Annotated in this window: 19 protein-coding genes; 12 read left to right on the top strand and 7 right to left on the bottom strand. The window is 70.4% G+C overall.

The genetic code is table 11. The features are described from left to right. Positions 1-55: 55 nt before the first annotated feature. Positions 56-847: an alpha/beta hydrolase gene (locus tag ABD295_RS03855; RefSeq protein ID WP_344302302.1), complete on the top strand. Its 792-nt coding sequence runs from the start codon at positions 56-58 to the stop codon at positions 845-847. 67 nt (positions 848-914) lie between these two features. Beyond that, entirely contained in the window at positions 915-1307 is a 393-nt protein-coding gene (locus ABD295_RS03850) for a hypothetical protein (protein WP_344302301.1), read from the top strand. 2 nt (positions 1308-1309) lie between these two features. On the opposite strand, the gene ABD295_RS03845 is transcribed toward ABD295_RS03850, so the two are convergent. Genes ABD295_RS03845 through ABD295_RS03825 form a run of 5 tightly spaced genes read right to left on the bottom strand, consistent with a single transcriptional unit; the run spans position 1310 to position 5411 of the window. After that, on the bottom strand, positions 1310-2284 hold the full coding sequence (locus ABD295_RS03845) for an ROK family protein (protein WP_344302299.1): 975 nt from the start codon (positions 2282-2284) through the stop codon (positions 1310-1312). After that, positions 2281-3228, bottom strand: coding sequence for an ROK family glucokinase (locus ABD295_RS03840; RefSeq protein ID WP_344302298.1), 948 nt, complete (start codon positions 3226-3228; stop codon positions 2281-2283). Before ABD295_RS03840 ends, ABD295_RS03845 begins: the two co-directional genes overlap by 4 nt. Continuing rightward, positions 3225-3794 carry a hypothetical protein gene (locus ABD295_RS03835; protein ID WP_344302297.1) on the bottom strand — a complete coding sequence of 190 codons (570 nt, stop codon included), beginning with the start codon at positions 3792-3794 and terminating at the stop codon, positions 3225-3227. The genes ABD295_RS03840 and ABD295_RS03835 overlap by 4 nt, the downstream gene beginning before the upstream one ends. Next, positions 3791-4960: an ArsA family ATPase gene (locus ABD295_RS03830; protein WP_344302296.1), complete on the bottom strand. Its 1170-nt coding sequence runs from the start codon at positions 4958-4960 to the stop codon at positions 3791-3793. The genes ABD295_RS03835 and ABD295_RS03830 overlap by 4 nt, the downstream gene beginning before the upstream one ends. A 7-nt stretch (positions 4961-4967) precedes the next feature. After that, the gene (locus ABD295_RS03825; protein WP_344302294.1) at positions 4968-5411 is read right to left on the bottom strand and encodes an SRPBCC family protein; all 444 of its coding nucleotides are present in this window, start codon (positions 5409-5411) and stop codon (positions 4968-4970) included. A gap of 122 nt (positions 5412-5533) precedes the next feature. Here ABD295_RS03825 and ABD295_RS03820 point away from each other — a divergent pair, with 122 nt between their 5' ends. From ABD295_RS03820 to ABD295_RS03775, 10 genes are all read left to right on the top strand, one after another. After that, a complete protein-coding gene (locus ABD295_RS03820; protein WP_344302293.1) occupies positions 5534-7450 on the top strand; it encodes an AMP-dependent synthetase/ligase in 1917 nt (638 codons plus the stop codon). A 259-nt stretch (positions 7451-7709) separates the two neighbouring features. Continuing rightward, positions 7710-8450: a Flp pilus assembly protein CpaB gene (gene cpaB, locus ABD295_RS03815; protein ID WP_344302292.1), complete on the top strand. Its 741-nt coding sequence runs from the start codon at positions 7710-7712 to the stop codon at positions 8448-8450. Between the two features lie 6 nt (positions 8451-8456). Continuing rightward, entirely contained in the window at positions 8457-9644 is a 1188-nt protein-coding gene (locus ABD295_RS03810; protein WP_344302291.1) for a CpaE/TadZ family protein, read from the top strand. An 11-nt stretch (positions 9645-9655) separates the two neighbouring features. Further along, positions 9656-11164 carry a TadA family conjugal transfer-associated ATPase gene (locus tag ABD295_RS03805; RefSeq protein ID WP_344302290.1) on the top strand — a complete coding sequence of 503 codons (1509 nt, stop codon included), beginning with the start codon at positions 9656-9658 and terminating at the stop codon, positions 11162-11164. After that, on the top strand, positions 11164-13092 hold the full coding sequence (locus ABD295_RS03800) for a type II secretion system F family protein (RefSeq protein ID WP_344302289.1): 1929 nt from the start codon (positions 11164-11166) through the stop codon (positions 13090-13092). The genes ABD295_RS03805 and ABD295_RS03800 overlap by 1 nt, the downstream gene beginning before the upstream one ends. Then, the gene (locus ABD295_RS03795; RefSeq protein WP_344302287.1) at positions 13092-14021 is read left to right on the top strand and encodes a type II secretion system F family protein; all 930 of its coding nucleotides are present in this window, start codon (positions 13092-13094) and stop codon (positions 14019-14021) included. The genes ABD295_RS03800 and ABD295_RS03795 overlap by 1 nt, the downstream gene beginning before the upstream one ends. Positions 14022-14024: 3 nt before the next feature. After that, positions 14025-15599, top strand: a complete 1575-nt coding sequence (locus ABD295_RS03790) for a sensor histidine kinase (protein ID WP_344302285.1) — start codon at positions 14025-14027, stop codon at positions 15597-15599. Beyond that, on the top strand, positions 15596-16273 hold the full coding sequence (locus tag ABD295_RS03785) for a response regulator (RefSeq protein WP_344302284.1): 678 nt from the start codon (positions 15596-15598) through the stop codon (positions 16271-16273). Before ABD295_RS03790 ends, ABD295_RS03785 begins: the two co-directional genes overlap by 4 nt. A 194-nt stretch (positions 16274-16467) precedes the next feature. Continuing rightward, positions 16468-16671 carry a Flp family type IVb pilin gene (locus ABD295_RS03780; protein ID WP_344302282.1) on the top strand — a complete coding sequence of 68 codons (204 nt, stop codon included), beginning with the start codon at positions 16468-16470 and terminating at the stop codon, positions 16669-16671. 86 nt (positions 16672-16757) lie between these two features. After that, positions 16758-16967, top strand: coding sequence for a Flp family type IVb pilin (locus tag ABD295_RS03775; protein WP_344302281.1), 210 nt, complete (start codon positions 16758-16760; stop codon positions 16965-16967). 12 nt (positions 16968-16979) lie between these two features. On the opposite strand, the gene ABD295_RS03770 is transcribed toward ABD295_RS03775, so the two are convergent. Further along, positions 16980-18290 carry a M48 family metallopeptidase gene (locus ABD295_RS03770; RefSeq protein WP_344302280.1) on the bottom strand — a complete coding sequence of 437 codons (1311 nt, stop codon included), beginning with the start codon at positions 18288-18290 and terminating at the stop codon, positions 16980-16982. After that, the gene (locus ABD295_RS03765; RefSeq protein ID WP_344302279.1) at positions 18287-19477 is read right to left on the bottom strand and encodes a hypothetical protein; all 1191 of its coding nucleotides are present in this window, start codon (positions 19475-19477) and stop codon (positions 18287-18289) included. Before ABD295_RS03765 ends, ABD295_RS03770 begins: the two co-directional genes overlap by 4 nt. Positions 19478-19493: the final 16 nt, after the last annotated feature.

Raw genomic sequence — 19493 nt, 5'->3', positions numbered from 1 at the left:
CCGTGACACCAGCCGCGACGTCGCGGGCTCCACGCCGGGGGTGCACAATCCCCGCATGCCGACTCCTGCCCCGGTGCTGCCGCACGCCGCGCCGCTGTCCTTCCCCGCGCGACCGGACGAGACCGGCGGCCGAGCCGTGGGAGTCCTGCTCGTGCACGGCTTCACCAGCACGCCCGACTCGATGCGGGGGTGGGCCGAGTCGCTGGCCGCCCGCGGCTACGCCGTCGAGGTGCCCCGGCTGCCCGGCCACGGCACCACCTGGCAGGAGATGAACAAGACCCGCTGGGAGGACTGGTACGCCGAGGTCGTGCGCGCCTTCACGAGCCTGTGCGCCAGCACCTCCGCGGTGGTCGTCGGCGGCCTGTCGATGGGTGGCGGGCTTGCTCTGCGGCTCGCGGCTGATCGTCCCGACGAGGTCGCGGGACTCGCGCTGGTGAACCCCGCAGTCAACGTCGAGCGCAAGGACGTCAAGCTCCTCCCTGTCCTGAAATACCTGGTCCCGGCGTTCCCGCCCATCGCCAACGACATCAAGAAGCCCGGCGAGGTCGAGCACGCCTACAAGTGGTCGCCGCTCAAGGCCGCGCACTCGATGCTGCAGGGGTACGCCGGCGTCCGCCGCGACCTCGCCAAGATCACGTGCCCGATGCTGATCTGGCGGTCCACCGAGGACCACGTCGTGGACCCGTCGTCGGGACGGATCATCGCGGCGTCGGTCTCCTCGCGGGACTTCGAGGAGCGGATGCTGACCAACAGCTTCCACGTCGCGACGCAGGACAACGACGCGCCGCGCATCTTCTCCGACTCCGCCGAGTTCGTCGCCCGGGTGACGGCCCCCTCCGGCGGTTGAGGAGGTCACGCCGCGACCGTCACGACACCAGCACGCCGCCTGCCCAGCCGAGTCTTAGGCTCTCTTCGTGACCAACCGCGACGAGGAGGAGCTCTGGCGCTCCATCGTCGACAACTACGGGGACCGCGCCCACATCACCGACGAGGACCTGCCGGCCGGCCCCTGGCCCACGCCAGGGTCGGCCCCGGTCGACGCGCCGGTCGGGACAGGCGAGGACGAGGGGCGCTTCGTCCCGCCACCGCCTCCTCCGCTCCCCCGACCCGACAGCAAACGCCTGGCCGCGTGGGTCGGCGTCCTGGGGGTGCCCATCCTCTTGCTGGTGATGCTCCTGGTCTCTCTGCGGCCGCCGACGCTGGTCGCCTACGCCCTGATCGCCTGGTTCGTCGGAGGCTTCACCTACCTCGTGCTGCTGATGCCGCGCGGGCCCCGAGACCCGGACGACGACGGCGCTCGTCTCTGAGGTCAGCTCTGGCTTCGCGCCAGCACGACGGCGCCGACCAGCCCCGCCTCCGGCCCGAGCACCGCGCCCACGATCGGAGGCACCACCCGGTGGTCGGCTCCGACCAGGCTGAGACGCAGCGCGGCGCGCGCCGGCTCGAGCAGCCGTTCGCCTGCTGCGGAGACGCCGCCGCCGATCACGACGACCTCGGCATCGAAGGCGGCCACGAGGTTGGCGACGCCCAGCCCCAGCCAGTTGCCAACCATCCAGAAGGCCTGGCGCGCCGTGAGGTCGCCGTCAGCCGCGGCGGCCGTGACCATGGGGCCGGTCAGGCGTGCGGGATCGCCGCCGCAGAGCTCGCCGAGCACGGTCGGCTCGCGGCCGAGCCGTTCGCGCGCGTAGCGCACCAGCGCGTGCCCGGAGCAGTACTGCTCCCAGCACCCCTCGCCGCCGCACGGGCACGCCTGCCCGCCCGGCACGACCTTCATGTGCCCGAACTCCCCTGCCATCCCGTTGCGGCCCCGCAGGACGCGGCCCTCGAGGACGAACGCGCCCCCGATGCCGGTGCCGAGGGTGATCATCAGCGAGGACGTGGTGTCGCGCGCGGCGCCGTACGCCGACTCCGCCAGCGCGGCGCAGTTGGCGTCGTTGTCGAGGGCCAGCGCGACGCCGAGCCGGCTCGCGAGGCGCTCGCGCACCGGGTCGCCGCGCCACGGCAGGTGCGGGGCGAACATGACCCGCTCACCCACGGCGTCGACGAAGCCCGCCGCCGCGAGTCCCACTCCTGTCAGAGGAGCTTCGCCGGCGACACGGAGCACGGCGTCGACGATCGCGTCCTCCACGAGCGTCGGGTCGACCCGCCGACCGGGCGTCTCACCGCGCGCGGTCCGGACCACCCGCCCGTCTGCGTCCACCACGCCGGCGAGGACCTTGGTGCCACCAACGTCGACGCCGACCCAGACCCCGTCGGCGCCGCCGGCATCCGGCCCCGCGCTCACCCGGCGGGCTCGCGCGCCAGGTCGGCGGCGCCGATGACGCCTGCGGTGTTGCCCAGGGTCGCCAGCCGGATCTCGAGAACGGGACGGTGACCACGCCCGGTGAGCTCGCGCTCGAAGGCCGTGCGGGTGGGCAAGAGGAGCAGGTCACCGGCTGCCGCGACCCCGCCCCCGAGGACCACCACCGCGGGATCGAGGACCGCCGCGAGCGAGGCGATGCCCTCCCCGAGCCACCGGCCGAGCGTGGCGAGCTGGTCAATGGCGAAGGCGTCACCGTCGTGCGCCGCCTGGGTGATGAGCGGACCGTCGATGGCCTCCACGGAGCCGGCCCGATCGATGAGCGGCCGGGCGAGCATCGACCCCTCGGCCGCCTCGGCCCTGGCCGCACGGACCATGGCCGTCCCGCTGGCGTACTGCTCCCAGCAGCCTCGGTTGCCGCAGCCGCACAACCGCCCGCCCGGCTCGATGCGGAGGTGTCCCAGCTCGCCGGCGATGCCGAAGGCGCCGCGGAAGAGCCGTCCGTCGAGCACCAGCCCTCCCCCGACACCCGTGCCGACGGTCACCATCACCTGGTCGTCCACGTCCTCGCCGGCACCGAACCTGAACTCGCCCCACGCCGCCGCGTTGGCGTCGTTCTCCACCACGACCGGCAGGTCGACGCGTGCCTCGATCTCGCTGCGCAGGTCGAGGTCGCGCCACGCGATGTTGGGCGCGAAGAGCACCTTCGACCGGGCGCTGTCGATGTAACCGGCCGCGCCGACGCCCACGGCGGTCACCTCATGCCGGGTCCGCAGCCGCGCCACGAGCCCGGCGACGGCTTCCTCGATCGCCTCCGCGTCCTGCGCTGGAGACTCCACACGCAGCTGGTCGACGATCTGGCCCTGCTCGTCGACGACACCTCCCGCGATCTTGGTGCCGCCGACGTCGACGCCGATCGTCAGGCTCATCGGTGCTCCTCCTGCTCGGGGTCGGGCTCTTCGCCCAGGTGGCTCCAGTCGACGTCGCCGTCGAGGTCGATGTGCTCCACGTCCGCGGTCCCGGACGGCCGCCGCGAACGGCGCTCCTCGACGTTAGCGGTCGCCAGCATCGCCGCGACGGCACGGCTCAGCGACTGGGCGGCCGCGCCGAGGTGGAGGACGACCTCGGGGTCGGTACGCCGCAGCAGGTCCACCCCGCGGCAGACCGGGCAGTAGCGGCACTCGGCGGCACCCGTCGCAAGGTGCTCGTCGACGTCGTGGGCGCCGTCAGCCAGCCGGTCTCCCCAACCCTCGGTGAACCCGGCCACGGTCTCGCCCAGGTCCGATCCCTGCTCGCGGGCGGTCCCGGCCAGCCCTGACAGCGCGGCGAACAGCTTGGCTGCCTCCTCGGCGAGCGTGCCGACCGGCTCGTCGGCCGGCCCAGAGGACCCCCGGGGACCAGGCTCGGCGTGTGCGTGCTCGGCGTCTGGATGCTCGGCGTGTGCGTGCTCGGCGTGTGGGTGCTCGACGTCGGGCTTCTCGGCGTCGGGGCTCACGAGGCACTCTCCTCGAACCGGACCCGCAGCTCGCCGTCCTCGAGGCCCGCCGCCGCGACGCGCTGCCGGGCGAGCCCGGCGGGGAGGGTCAGCAGCCGCCGGTAGGAGCCGACGGTCACGACGAGCTCGTCACCGTTGCGCACCAGGTCGACCGCCGACCTGTCCACCAAAGGGAGCGACAACCGCAGCACGGCGCCCGTCGGCGTCCGGCCGATGCGGAAGGGCCCGGGACCGTCGGGTGTCTCGAGCGGGTCGTGGCCGTCGTACACGTCCTCGGCGAGCTGGCGCAGGTCGTCGACACCGACCGGCTCGTTGCCGCGGTACGCCGACGTCCACACCGGCAGCCCGGCGAACGACTCGGTCGCCTGCGCGAGGACCTCGGTCTGCGCGGCCACCCACCCGGCCCGCCAGTCGTCGGCGCCACCCGCCGGGAAGACCCGGTTGGCCACCACCCCGTCGACGCGGTAGCCGAACAGCGACAGCGTCGTGTAGGAGCGGCGCGCCTCCGCGAGCACGACCTGCTCGGGGGTGAGCACGAGCCGCACCGACGCGTGGTCGCCCGTGAGCAGCTCGCGCACCTCGTCGAGCTCGTGGTGGAGCCGCTCCACGGCTGCGAACACGTCGTCACCGGGCATCGGCACCCCCGCCGCCCGGCTGAGCACGGGTTTGAGCGCGCGGACCACGCGGCGCTCGACCGGGAAGATGCGCTGCATGTACCAGCCCAGCGCCTCGGGGAGCGCGAGGAGCCGCAGGGTCTCGGCCGTGGGGGCGCAGTCGACGACCACGACGTCCCACTCGCCCGAGCCTGCGTGCAGGCGCAGCTCGAGCAGCGCGAGCACCTCTTCGGCGCCGGGGATGACGGTGAGCTCCTCGGCGGCGACCGGGTCGAGCCCGGCCACGTCGAGCACGGAGAGCAGGTAACGCTGGATCTCGGCCCAGGACTGCTCGAAGCGCAGCTGGGCGTCCACCTGCTGCACGTGGAGGCGTTCGGCCACCTCGGTCGGCTCGGCGCCGACAGGGACGCCGAACGCATCGGCCAGCGAGTGGGCTGCGTCGGTCGACAGCACGAGGGTGCGCAACCCGCGCGCCGCGCACATCGCAGCCGTGCCCGCGGCGATCGTGGACTTGCCCACGCCGCCCTTGCCGGTGAAGAGGAGGATGCGCACGAGCCGCTTAGCGTGATTCGACGCGCTTCTTGAGACCCTTCAGCGCGGTGTCGATGATCATCTTCTCGCCCTTGCGCTTGATCATCCCGATCAGGGGGATGGAAAGGTCCAGCGCCAGCCGGTAGGTCACCTCGGTCGACCCATTGCCGAGGTCACGCAGCGTGTAGGCGCCGTCCATGCTGGTGAGGACCTTGCCCTCGACGAGCGACCAGGTCACCTCGTCGTAGCCGTCCCACTCGTAGGCCAGCGTGTACTCGTCCTTGATTGGGGCCACGTCGAGCACGAAGAACACCTCGTCGGCCCACCCGTCGGTCTCGGACCGCACCTCCGCCCGCTTCACGCCCTTGGCCCACAGCGGGTATGCCGGGAAGTCGCCGATGACCTCCATCACCTCGGCCGAGGGCGCGTCGACGACGATCGAGGACGACGTCTGCTCGGCCACTGCGGTCACCACCTCCGGGGTCGCCCACCAGGGTCTGGCGGGGCGCTCGGAGCGTACCCGAACCCACCCCCCGCCCCCTCGCGCGGGAGCGCCCTGCGAGCGGTGCCGCGACCCGGCGGTAGCCTGCGCCCGTGCGCGAGTTCGCCGCCCCCCTCACCGTCGAGGTCCCCCGGACCGGCAACCTCACGGACGACGTCGTGAGAAACGCCGATCAGGCCCCCGACGCCGTCGCACTGCGCCGCCGCCCTGGCAAAGATGTGGGCGAGGGTGCGGGCGACGGGAACAGTGCGGAATGGGTCGACGTCACGGCCCGGACGTTCCTCGACGAGGTCCGCGCCGTCGCCAAGGGGATGGTCGCGGCTGGGGTGCTTGCCGGCGACCGCGTGGCCCTGCTGTCACGCACGCGCTACGAGTGGACGCTGGTCGACTACGCCATCTGGTTCGCCGGAGCGGTGACGGTGCCGATCTACGAGACCTCGTCGGCCGAGCAGGTCGAGTGGATCCTCCGTGACTCGGGTGCGGTCGCGATCGTGGCAGAAAAGCCGGTCCACACCGCCCGCGTGGCAGCTGTGCGCTCCGGTCTGCACGACCTGCGCCACGTCTGGTCCCTCGAGGACAACGCCGTGGACGTGCTCTCGCGTCTGGGCGGCGACATCGCCGACGACGAGCTCGAGGCGCGCCGTACCGCCGCCACGCCCTTGGACCTGGCCACCCTCATCTACACCTCGGGCACGACCGGTCGACCCAAGGGCTGCATGCTCACCCACGGCAACTTCATGTTCGAGCTCGGCGTCGCGGTGCCGGAGCTGCACGAGTTGTTCTCCCCCGCCGGCGCGGCGCCGGCTCCGGACGGTGCCATGGCCGGCACCGACGGTGAGGGGGCCGCGACGCTGCTCTTCCTGCCCCTGGCGCACGTCTTCGCCCGGATCATCCAGGTCGGCTGCATCAAGGCGCGGGTGCCGCTCGGCCACTCCTCCGACATCAAGACGCTGACCGCCGACCTCGCGAGCTTCCGCCCGACGTTCGTGCTGGGCGTCCCGCGAGTGTTCGAGAAGGTGTTCACGACGGCGTCGCAACGTGCGACCGCCGACGGCCGGGGGGCGCTCTTCGACCGGGCCACTGACGTGGCGATCACCAGGTCGCGGGCCCAGGACGCCCCGGCCGGCCCGTTGCGTCGCCGGCTCCTGGGGGCGCCGGCAGCCGCCGCCGTACGAGCCCAGCATGCGGCCTTCTCCCGGATGGTCTACGGACGACTGCGCGACGCCTTCGGCGGCCGCTGCCGCTACGCCATCTCCGGCGGCGCTCCGCTCGGTGACCGGCTCGCGCACTTCTACCGCGGCGTCGGCCTCACCGTCCTGGAGGGCTACGGCCTCACCGAGACGACGGCCGCCTTGACCGTGAACCTCCCCGACGCGATCAAGATCGGCACGGTCGGACGGCCGCTGCCCGGTACGACCGTGCGCGTCGACGACGACGGCGAGCTGCTCTTCCGCGGCGGCCAGGTCTTCGCGGGCTACTGGGGCGACGAGGCGGCAACCGCCGAGGCGCTCGACAGGGAGGGCTGGTTCCGCAGCGGCGACCTCGGCGAGGTGGACGACGAGGGCTACGTGCGCGTGACCGGGCGCAAGAAGGAGATCCTGGTGACTGCCGGCGGCAAGAACGTCGCCCCCGCCGTCCTCGAGGACCGCGTGCGTGCCCACCCCCTGGTCTCCCAGTGCCTGGTGGTCGGCGACGGACAGCCCTTCATCGCGGCGTTGGTGACGCTCGACGAGGAGTCCGTGGCCCAGTGGGCCTCCAGCCACGGCAGGTCCGGCCACCAGGCGAGGGTGGCCGATCTGGCCAAGGACCCCGCGCTCCTGGCCGAGATCCAGGCGGCTGTCGACGAGGCGAACGCCGCGGTCTCCAAGGCTGAGTCGATCCGCAAGTTCGTGGTGCTGCCTCATGACTGGACCGAGGAGGGTGGTCAGCTCACCCCCAGCCTCAAGCTCAAGCGCAACGTCGTGCTGCGGGAGGCGCGGGCCGAGATCGCCGCTCTCTACCTCTCTTAGGGGCGTCGTGGGCCGTTTCGCGCGGTCCCGACGAGCCAGGTCTAGACCTCAGTCCGATCCGAGTTGTCTTTACTTTGGAGACCATGGCCAAAATCATCAAAGCGCCACGAAAGCAAAGAGGGCGACGCTATAAAAGTTGAGTCCCAGACCGCGGGTCGACTCCCCTCGGTGGCCCCCATGGACACTCCTCGGGCGGCTACGGGGAGGGCGCACGTTCCGGGCGCTCGACTCAGAGTCCGAAAGGAACCCCAAGCCCACCATGGACCGACGCAAGATCCTCCTCGCCGCCGCCGCCATCGTCGCGGCCCTCGGCGCCGTTCTCGTCTTCCTCTACGTGCGTGGGGCCGACCTCCGGGCCGAGGCCGAGTTCGACAATCGCGACGTCCTGAAGGTCGTGACCACGATCGAACAGGGTGAGACCATCGAGGACGCAGCGGCCGCTGGCAAGATCCAGCTGCAGGCCGTCCCCGCCAACCAGGTCCTGCCTGACGCACTGGCGAGCACCAGCACGCTGTCGGGCAAGGTGGCGGTCACCACCATCTACCCGGGCGAGCAGGTCATCTCCAGCAAGTTCGGCGGCGCGTCCGAGAGCGTCGCGCTCCCGATCGCGGAGGGCGACATCGCCATCTCGGTGAGCTTGAGCGACACGGCCCGCGTCGCGGGCTTCGTCAACCCCGGCTCCGAGGTCGCCATCTTCCTCAACGGCGCGGACGCAGCCACCGGCCAAGGCTTCACCCGCCTGCTGCTTCCCCGCGTTACCGTCATCGGTGTGGGTTCCACGACGCCGATCACCACCACGACGACGACGGAGGAAGGCGCGACGCAGACGGAGAACCTGCCGCGCACCATCCTGACGCTCACCCTGCCTCAGGGCGACGCTCAGAGGGTGATGTTCGCGCAGACCGCCGGCGAGCTCAGCTTCGCCCTGCTCAACGAGGACAGCGAGATCGGCCCGAACCCGGGTGCCAACGCCGCCAACCTGTTCAACTCCGAGGAATGATGCAGAGTGCCCATCGTCGTCGACCCTGACCTGACGGTCGTCGAGAAGCTTCGCGCCACGCTGCCGCCCGGTGGCCACAGCGTGGACTCGACGGACGCGCTCATGTCGTGGCTGCGCAACCGGTCGGAGGAGTACGTCGTGGTCCTCGGACCCGGCGTACCCCTCGGCCAGGCGCTGGAGGTGGCCGAGGGCCTTCGGATCGAGCGACCGACCACGAGCACCGTGCTGGTGCGCGAGCAGGTCGACACCGAGATCCTGACCAAGGCGATGCACGCCGGCATGCGTGAGGTCGTCGTCGAGGGCGACACCCTGGCGCTGTCCTCGGCGATCGAGCGGGCCTACCAGCTCTACATCGCGTTGCGTGGACCGACCGGCGCCAGCCGGCACGGCAAGATCGTGGCGGTCTTCTCCCCGAAGGGCGGCGTCGGCAAGACCACGGTGTCGGTGAACCTCGCCCTGGCGCTGGCCGACAAGGGTGCCCGGCAGGTCTGCCTGGTCGACCTCGACCTCGCTTTCGGCGACGTCGCGATCACCATGCAGCTCTTCCCGTCCCACTCGATCGAGCACGCCATCGGTGCGGAGAACGCGCTCGACGCGTCCATCGTCGACCCGCTGCTCACGCGGCACGCCGACTCGCTCATGGTCCTGGCCGCGCCGTCCATGCCGGATGCGCGTGACCGGGTCACCCCGGCCCTGGTGTCCCGGATGCTGCGCACCCTCCAGCAGCAGTTCGACTTCGTGGTCGTCGACACCGCGCCCAACTTCGACGAGCAGACGCTGACAGCGCTCGACGAGGTCGACGAGTGCATCATCGTGGCGACGCTGGACGTGCCGACGCTCAAGAACGTCAAGGTGGCGCTCGAGACGATGGACGCCCTGAGCATCGCGCTGGACCGCCGGCACCTGCTGCTCAACCGCGCCGACGAGGCCGTGGGCATCAGTGCCAGCAAGGTGGAGACCATCCTCGGCATGGAGATCGCGGCGAGCATCGCGTCGTCGCTGGACATCGCCGCGTCGACCAACGCAGGCAAGCCGATCGTCATCGCCAACCCCGAGCACCAGGCGAGCGAGATCTTCCGCCAGCTCGCCCAGGGCCTGATCGACGAGCCCGACGCCCCTGTGGGCGCCGTTCCCACCAAGGATGAAGGCGTCGAGCAGGACAAGAACGCCCGTCGCTTCAGGAGGCGCAAGTAGCCATGTCAAGCTTGAGAGACCGACTCGCCGCGGCGGCCCGTGAGCAGAACGGCGACGCCCCCACCGACGCAGACGCGACCGACGCGCCGGCCCCCATGCCCACGCACCAGGCTGCCGCAGCGGCGCCCGCCGGGGGCCAGGACCTGGCTGCCCGGAGGGCCGCCAGCTCTGGTGGGTCCAACGGCAGCACGCAGGACGAGCAGCGCGGCTCCGGCCGCCGCCTGACCGGTGCCGCCAAGACCCAGACGGACAAGATCGAGGAGATCAAGGCGCAGGTCCACACCGAGCTGCTCAACGAGCTCGGCCCGCAGCTCTACGACGCCGACATGGAGCAGGCCGACCTGGAGTCCCGGGTCCGCGCGACGCTGCAGGACGTGCTGGCGGCGTCCGATCGTCCGCTCAGCACCGTCGACCGGGCTCGCGTCATCCAGGAGATCAGCGACGACATCCTGGGCTACGGACCCATCGACATCTTCCTTCGCGACCCCGACGTCTCCGAGGTCATGGTCAACGGTCCGGACATGGTCTTCCTCGAGAAGAACGGTCAGCTGATGCAGGCGGAGGCCCGCTTCGGCTCCGAGGCGCACCTGCGCCGCACGATCGACAAGATCGTGTCCAGGATCGGTCGACGCGTCGACGAGTCCAGCCCGATGGTGGACGCCCGGCTCCCTGACGGCTCCCGTGTGAACGCCGTCATCCCGCCGCTGGCCATCGACGGCTCGTCGCTGACCATCCGCAAGTTCTCCAAGGACCCTCTCACCTGGCGCGACCTGGTCCGCTTCGGCAGCATCAGCGAGCGCACGGCCGAGTTCCTCGACGCGTGCGTGCGCGGCCGCCTCAACATCATCGTGTCCGGGAGCACGGGCGCCGGAAAGACGACGACGCTCAACGTCCTCTCCGACTGGATCCCCGGCGACGAGCGCATCGTCACCATCGAGGACGCGGCCGAGCTCCAGCTCAAGCAGGAGCACGTGGTGCGGCTCGAGTCGCGCCCGTCCAACATCGAGGGCAAGGGCGCCGTCACGATCCGCGACCTGGTGAAGAACAGCCTCCGCATGCGCCCCGACCGCATCGTCGTCGGTGAGGTTCGCGACGCCTCCGCGCTCGACATGCTCCAGGCGATGAACACCGGTCACGACGGCTCGATCTGTACCCTCCACTCCAACGGCCCGCGTGACACGCTCGCCCGCCTGGAGACGATGGTGCTGATGGCGGGCATGGACCTGCCGATCCGCGCCATCCGTGAGCAGGTCGCCTCGGCCGTCGACCTGGTCGTCCACCAGACCCGCTTCAAGGACGGCGCCCGGCGCATCACGCACATCACCGAGGTGGAGCGGATGGAGGGTGACGTGATCACCCTCCAAGACATCTTCGCCTACGACCACGGTGCAGGCTTCGACCGCGAGGGCCGCTCACAGGGCACGCTGCGGCCGACCGGCCTGCGTCCCAAGTTCTTGGAGAAGATGGCCTACTCCAACGTGACCGTGGACCCGATGATCTTCGCCGAGGACCGATTCTGATGGTTCGCTCTGCCGGACGCGCAGCCCGCGGGCTGCTCGTGGCCGCCGTCGGTTCCCTCATGGTCCTCATGGGTGCGACGTCGGGAACGGGTGCGACCGAGGAGAGCGGGAAGGCGACCATCTCCTACGTCGGGGTGGAGGACGGCGCCCTTCAGCTGCTCGTCTCCGTGCCACCGAACGTGACCGTGGACCTCGAGGGCGTCAGCGTCACGGTGGACGGCGAGCAGACCCAGTCGACAGCTTCTCTGACGGAATCGACCATCGACATCCGGCGTACGACCGTGCTGGCGATCGACACCAGCAACTCGATGAAGGGTGAACGGTTCGCCGCGGCCAAGGCGGCCGCCCGCACGTTCCTCGACGAGGTTCCCGAGGACGTCAACGTCGGCATCGTCACCTTCGACTCCGAGGTGGCGACGGCCCTCGCTCCAACGACAGACCGCGGCGCCGCGAGGACGGTCCTCGACGAGCTCACCCTCGCCAAGAAGACCTTCCTCTATGACGGTGTCCTCGAAGCGGTTGCCCTGACCGGCGATGAGGGCCAGCGCTCCGTGCTCGTGCTGTCTGACGGCGCCGACACGTCGGAGACCGACATCGCCGACGTCACCGCGGCCATCGGGGAGTCCGAGGTCCTCGTGGACGTCGTGGCGATCGCGCAGGACGGTCCCGCGCTGGAAGCCCTCCAGTCGATGGCGACCGCCGGCAACGGCGAGGTCATCAGTGCCAACCTGGACGCCTTGCGACAAGCCTTCTCCAACCAGGCGGAAGCCCTCGCGAGCCAGGTGCTCGTGAAGGCCACGATCCCTGAGTCCGTCCTGGCCACCGAGGCTGAGGTCGCGGTGTCGCTCCCCGTCGGGACCGAGACCCTGACGGCCAGTGCGTTCACCACCATCGCAGATCCGCAGACCGAGGTAGTCGAGCAGGTCTTCGAGCGCTCCAAAGGCATTACCCTGCCCAGCTGGTCGATGTACGTCGCTGTCGGCATGGTGGGGATCGGCATGCTCGTTGTGCTCCTGGCAGTCGTCCCTGGCAGTCAGGGCACGCTTTCGACCGAAGCCGTCGTGGCGCGCAGCGCCATGGGCGAGAACCGCCGTGCCGCCGTCGACAACAAGCCGAGCCGCGAGCAGGCGCTCTCCCAGGCGACCATCGCCGCAGCCGAGATGCTCAAGCGCAACGCAGGCCTGGAGGGCCGGATCGCCAAACGGCTCGAAGCAGCGGGAAGTCACGTGAAGTCGGCGGAGTGGCTGCTTCTCCACTCCGCCATCGTCGTCGTCAGCGGGGCCCTGGGCGTGCTCATCGGCGGTGGCAGCATCGTCCTGGGCATGTTGTTCCTCGCCCTCGGAGCGGTGCTGCCGTGGCTCTGGCTGGGCTTCCGCAAGCGTCGTCGCCTCAAGGCCTTCAACGAGGCGCTGCCCGACACCTTGCAGCTCATGGCGGGGTCGCTCCAAGCGGGACTCTCCCTCGCCCAGTCGGTCGACACCATCGTGCGCGAGGGCACCGAACCCGTCGCCAGCGAGTTCAAGCGGGTGCTCGTCGAGACCCGCCTCGGCGTGTCGCTCGAGGACGCCCTCGAGGGCATCAGCGACCGGTTCCAGAGCAAGGACTTCGGCTGGGTCGTCATGGCGATCAAGATCCAGCGAGAGGTGGGTGGCAACCTGGCCGAGCTGCTCAACACGGTGGCCGACACGATGCGCGAGCGCCAATACATCCGCCGTCAGGTAGCGGCGCTGGCCGCGGAGGGCAAGCTCTCGGCGTGGGTGCTGAGCGCCCTGCCCGTGCTGTTCATGATCTACCTGTTGCTCACCAAGCGGGACTACGTGTGGCCGATGTTCACCCAGCCCCTCGGCTGGTTGATGCTCGGCGGCGCCGGGGTGCTGCTGGCCCTGGGATCGTTCACGATGAGCAAGCTCGTCAAGGTGGAGGTCTGATGCTCATGCTCTTTGTGCTCGGCGTGCTCCTCGTGGGGATGGCGCTCGGCATGCTCGCTATGGCGACGCGCAGCCAGAGTGAGGCCACGGGCGTGGTCCGCTCGCTAGCGGTGCTGGAGGCGATGACCAACGCCCCGAAGGAGCTCACCGAAGAGCTGGACCGGCCGTTCTCCGACCGCGTCATCGCCCCCCTGGTCGAGCGACTCACAGGCCTCGGTCGGCGACTGAGCGGTGCCGACTCCGCCACCAGGATTCGGCACAAGCTCGACCTCGCCGGGAACCCCCCAGGGTGGACCGTGGACCGCGTCGTTGGCGGAAAGGTGCTCGGCGCCATCGTCGGTCTGGTCGCCGGTGCTCTCGGCGCAGCCGTCTTCGCCTCGGCGTTGGGTACCCGGATCGGCTTTGTCCTTGCCGGCGTCGCCATCGGCTTCTTCGCGCCCAACCTCTACCTCTACCAAAAGGCCTACGACCGCTCGTCCCGGCTGCTCAAGGAGCTGCCGGACGCGATCGACCTTTTGACGATCAGCGTGGAGTCGGGACTCGGCTTCGACGCGGCCGTGCAGCAGGTGGCCCGCAACACCGAGGGCCCCCTCGCCGACGAGTTCGCGCGGGTCCTGCGCGAGATGCAGATCGGTCAAGGTCGCGGTGAGGCTCTCCGCGCGATGGCCGACCGCACCAACCTGCCAGACCTGCGCAGCTTCGTGAGCGCGATGGTCCAGGCAGACTCCTTCGGCATCCCCATCGCCCAGGTGCTCCGGGTGCAGTCGAGCGAGATGCGGGTCAAGCGCCGCCAGCGTGCGGAGGAGAAGGCGCAGCAAGTGCCGGTCAAGATCACCATCCCGCTGATCTTCTTCATCCTGCCCTGTCTCTTCATCGCAGTCATGGGTCCGGCTGTGCTCAGCATCATCGACAACGTCGGAGGCCGCTGACCCGTGCCCGAGACCCTGCGTCGCGTCGCGATCGGGGCCAGGGTCTTTGCCATCCTCGGACTGGCGCTCCCGCTCGCCCTCAAGCCGACCGACCAGGGCATCATCGGGCTGGTCGTCCTCGTCGTGGCCTGGGCGATCGCCTCTCTCGACCCCGTCCCGCGCAGCGTCCTGCGCACCGTCCTCGAGGCCGGGGTCGTGGCGGCTTGCTGCATGATCGCGCTGCAGGGCTCTCCCCTGCTGCTGGGGGCTCTCGTCGTGGTCCCTTTCGTGGCCGGGCTGGGGCGCGGGTTGTGGGGAGTCTCCGCCGCAGTCTCGACGCAGATGCTCGTGGCGGTGGGGCTCTCCGTCTCCAGCGGAGCGGTCAGCGAAGCCCAGATGCTCGACGCGTTCAGCTGGATGATGACCGGGGTCGGTCTCGGCCTCGTCGCCAGCTTCGTGCACTCGGTGATGGTGGTGGAGGACGACCCCCTCGCGTCGTACCGGGAGGCTCGCTCGCTCATCAAGGAGCTGCTCGACCTGTCTCAGAACCTGTCGTCCGGCCTGGATGCCGTCGGCCTCGGAGCCGTGATCCTCGGCGAGGTGCGCGACGTGGTGCCGACGGTCGGCCTCGCTGTGCACGTCCCCCACGAGGGCGGCCTGACTACCTTGGTCTCCGAGGGAGAACCGGTCGATGACACCACGGCAATGCTCGCCGAGGAGGTGGTCGGCAACGGGCGGGTGCGCTTCCAGAGTCGCTCGTTCGCGTTCCCGCTGGTAGCCGACGCCGAGCTCATCGCCGTCGTGTCCGGCGTCCTCTCGGAGGACTTCGACCCGACGGGCGTGGGCATCGTCGAGGCGGTGTACCGGTTGCCCGAGCAGCTGGTCTCGACCTCGGTCCGCCTCGACACCGCCCTGCTGTTCGCCGCTCTGAAGCACCAGGCGACGGCCGAGGAGCGCGGCCGGTGGGCCCGGGAGATGCATGACGGGGTGGCTCAGGACATCGCCTACCTCGGCTACGCCGTCGACGCGCTGGCTGCGCAGGCCACCTCTGACGAGCAGCGCACCCAGCTCCAGGACCTGCGCCGGCGCATCTCCGGCGTGGTGGCCGAGGTGCGACGCTCGGTGCTCACGCTGCGCACCCAGGTCGGTGCCAGCGAGAGCCTGGGCGCCGGACTGGGTCGACTGGCCCGACACCTGAGCGACGTGTCCGGCATCCCGATCCAGGTCACCGTCGACGAGCGGACCACTCGGCTGCGCCCCGAGGTCGAGGCAGAGCTGCTGCGCATCGGCCAAGAGGCGATGAACAACGCGGTCAAGCATGCGCGTGCCACCCAGATCGACGTGAGCTGCCGGGTCGACCCACCGCAGGTCGAGCTGCTCGTGGTTGACAACGGTCGAGGCTTGCAAGGGGGTCGCAGCGACTCACACGGTCTCAACATCATGAAGGAGCGGGCCCGGCTCATCGGGGCCGAGCTCGAGGTGCGCGACGGCGACGACGGCGGGGCCATGGTCCGGGTTCAGATCGGCGCCTCTACGACTCCATCTGAGCGTGCCGGTACCCCGTCGGCACCCTCATCGGTCACCATGGAGGCACCATGAGCGAGACACAGGCACCGTCCGGGGCTTCTGCCGCCCAACAACGCGCCCTCATCGTCGACGACCACGAGCTGGTCAGGCACGGCCTGGCCACCGTCTTCGAGGCCCACGGCTTCGACGTCGTCGGTCAGGCCGGGACTGTCGCCGAGGCGCTGGCCATCTTCGAGCGAACCACACCGGACGCCGTCGTGACCGACCTCCAGCTGCCGGACGGCACCGGGCTCGACATCGTCCGCGCCGTGCGCCGCAGCCACGCCAGCACGGGGCTGGTGATCGTCACGATGCACTCGGGCGACGAGCAGATCTTCGCCGCCATGGAGGCCGGCGCCTCCGCCTTCGTGGGCAAGGACGCGCCGTCCACGGAGGTCGTCCAGGCGGCCCGGCACGCGATCGCATCGCCGCGCAGCTTCATGAGCACCGGCCTGGTCGGCGCCGTGATGCGTCGCACCGACACCACGTCCAGCCGGCTGTCGGACCGCGAGATGGAGGTCCTGGTCCTCCTGGCCGACGGCCTCGGCACCAGCAGCATCGCGTCGCGCCTCTACATGAGCGACTCGACCGTCAAGTCGCACATCGCGCAGATCTACACCAAGCTCGGCGCGAGCAACAGGGCCCAGGCCCTGGTCACTGCCATGAGACGCGGGCTGCTGTCGACCATCGCTCCGCCCCACAGCTGACCCGCCTAGGACCGACCGGGGTGTCCTCCACCCCTGGATGTCGTCGCCGTAGTCACAAATGACTACGCCGGAAGAACCGGAATTCTGATCCGCGAAGCGACTGGGTCGGCCACACTTGTCATCACAAGGCGAACCCACCCTGGCCGCCTGGTTCATCTCCTCCGCATGGGGAACTCTTCAAGGAGAATCACGAAATGATCGACTACCTGCGCATGATGATCGACGCTCAGAAGGCCAAGATGGACGAGCGCGGCGCGTCCGCCGTCGAGTACGGCCTGCTCATCGCCGGCATCGCGGCCCTCATCGTTGCTGTTGTCTTCCTGTTCGGTGGCGCGCTGAGCGGCATCTTCAGCGACACCTGCAACTCGATCGGTGCCTCGTCCGGCCAGAGCTGCTGACTTCATACACACTGCGAGTGGCCGCGGACCGCGTGGTCCGCGGCCACTTGCGCTTTTCCGACTTCCCCCCGATCTAGGGAGCCACAATGTCTCTCGTCCAGTTGACCTGGGAGCTTGCGCTCGCGAGAGTTGCGAAACACTCCGAGCGTGGTGCCTCCGCGGTCGAATATGGCCTTCTCATCACAGGCATCGCCGCTCTGATCGTCATCGTCGTCTACGCCTTCGGTGGCCAGGTGGAACACCTCTTCTCCGACACGTGCGGCGACATCCAGGCGTCCCGCGGCACCACCTGCTGATCGACCGAACAGCTACCTGACGCTGCCCGACCGACGCGCGAGCGCCACTCGCTCCAACATCGTCGGGTGGCTCCCGAACCACCACTGTGACAGCGCCGGTGGGGTCGGGTCGCTCAGGGAGCGACGAGCGAGCATGCGCTGCATCTCCACGAACGCATCCGGGTCGCGGGTCACTCGCAGGGCGTCCACGTCGGCCCGCATCTCGATCCGACGGCTGATCCCGTTCTGCACCGGGCTCGCCATCAGCGAGCCGAGGTCGACCAGCGCGATCAGCAAAGGCACGGCCAACGCCCCTGCGGCGAGGGTGACGCCCAGCCTGCGGCGTACGAAGCCGCTGGACAGGACCATTCCGAGCAGGCCGACGCCCATGAACGCGCCGGCGGCCCCGAGCACCGAGCCGACCAGCACGTCACGATGCTTGGCATGCGCGAGCTCGTGCGCCACGACCGACAGCGCCTCGTCCTCCGGCAGGTCGTCCACCAGGTTGTCGTAGAGCACCACCCTGCGGGTGCTGCCGAAGCCGGACACGTAGGCGTTCAAGGTCGTCGTACGCCGCGACGCGTCGGCGACGAGCACGTCGCTGACCGGCACACCCTCGCGGTCCGCGATGGCCAGCACCTGGGCGCGGAGGTCGCCGTCGGGCAGTGACGTGAACGAGTTGAAGAGCGGCTCCACCACCAGGGGATAGACGAACGAGCCCAGCAGCACAGCGCCGGCCAGCGTGCTGCCGGCGACCACTGGCCAGGCCCGAGACCATCGCCGCGCACAGGCGACGAGCACCAGGACGACCAACGAGGTGACGACGACTCCGACCAGCAGGTTGGTCGCGACGTCGCGCGCCCAGCCGAGCCAGCTCTGCGTCGACAACCCGACGTCGTGGCGCCGTGACTGCGTGACCACCGCGAACGGCAACGTGAGCACCCGGACCGCGACGGTCATCAGCAGCACGCCGAGCACCACGCGGACCCACCAGGGCCCACGAAGCCGCTCCAGGATCCGGCTGGCGAGCCGACGCCCACGTGGCACCGCTGCCAGCCAGATCACCGCGACCAGGGAGATCGCCAACGCGCCCCAGCCGGTCCACCGCGCGGCACGGCTGTAGCTCTCCGCCCGGGCGATCTCGTCCGCGGTGAGCAGGGTCGACGCCGAGGGGACGCGCAACGGCGTCCCAGCCGGGTCCCAGGGCACCAGGGCGACGACGAGGCCGACAAAGACCGCCAGGCCGACCAGGGACACGACGAGGGACGTGCGCCGCGCTGGGTCGGGGCTCTGAATCCTGCCGGGGGTCCTGTCGGGAGTCCCCTGGAGGCGGCCGATCGTCACCCGGCCAAGTCTGACAGTCGGTCCTGCCAGCGTCCGGTCAGGGCTGCCAGCGTGAGGCCGGTGGCTCCCTCGAGCTCGGCCTCGAGGTCTCCGCCTGCATCCACGGCATGGTAGAAGTCGACCAGCGCTGGTTCTCCCGCCTCTTCGGCGATCACCACGCACGCCAGCCAGGCCGCCTCGTACGCCGCCCCCAGACGCGCTCCTGTCGGTTCGAAGTCCGAGTCCGAGGGCAACGAGTCGGGAAGGCCGTCGCGGCGAACCTCGGCCACCACCTGGGCGGCGGTCGTGCTCGCTGGCAGCCGGATGGCACGGAGGGCGACGTAGTCGGCGAAGCCCTCCAGCAGCCACAGGGGGAGGTCCGCGTCTGCGGCTCCCACCGCGACGTGCGCCGCCTCGTGGTTCATCACGACCTGGGCGCCGACGGGGGTCAGCCGAGCCATGACCTGCGGGTTCACGAACACGTGCTCCGGCGCGCCGGGACCGGTGGAGCCGTCGACGATGTCCGTCACAGCGGCAACGTCCGCGAAGGTGCCGCCCTCGACGCCTAGCGCGGCGTCGAGGCCGGCACCGGTCTCCGGTGACTCGACGACGAGCGGGCCTTGCCAGTCGGGCAGCACGCGCTGCACGACTGGCAGGGCGCGGGCGGCCAGCCGGAGCGTGCGGCGCCCCTCCCCCGCTTGGTCGATCACCAGCACGTCGTCGGAGCGCAGCACGCGTGCGGGCCCGGAGAGCCAGACCGGGGTGCGGCTGCCGTCGCCGCCTGCAAACCCGAGCACCCGGACCTCGGCGCCTGCGGCTACCAGCCGCACGTGGATCTCCATCTCGGTGACCCGCTCGTCCTCGGGCAGCTGCCATTGCGCGGCTACGCTCGCGACCCAGGCGCCGGCTTCGCCGACAGCCTCCTCGTCGACGTAGCGCAGGTCGACGTCACTGAGGCGAAGCTCTCGCGCGTTGGCGCTCAGGGCTGTCAGGAGCGCCTGAGCCTCAGCATCGTCGTCGGGGGCGAGGTCACCGGCCGCCTGCTCGTCGCCCGCCTCCAGCGCGGAAGCGAGGCGGTCCAGGGTCCGGGCGGCCTCGGTCGTGAGCGGCCGGGGCGCTGGGTCGTCCGGGGTCGGCGCGACGTACGGCGTGTCGCGCAGGCTCGTCCAGGCCACCGCCGTCGCGACGAGCGCGACGACGAGCACCAACAGCCCCAGCCAGCGC

This window comes from Nocardioides bigeumensis (assembly GCF_039531755.1).
Lineage (GTDB): Bacteria > Actinomycetota > Actinomycetes > Propionibacteriales > Nocardioidaceae > Nocardioides > Nocardioides bigeumensis.
This window is presented reverse-complemented; position numbering and strand designations above follow the sequence as displayed.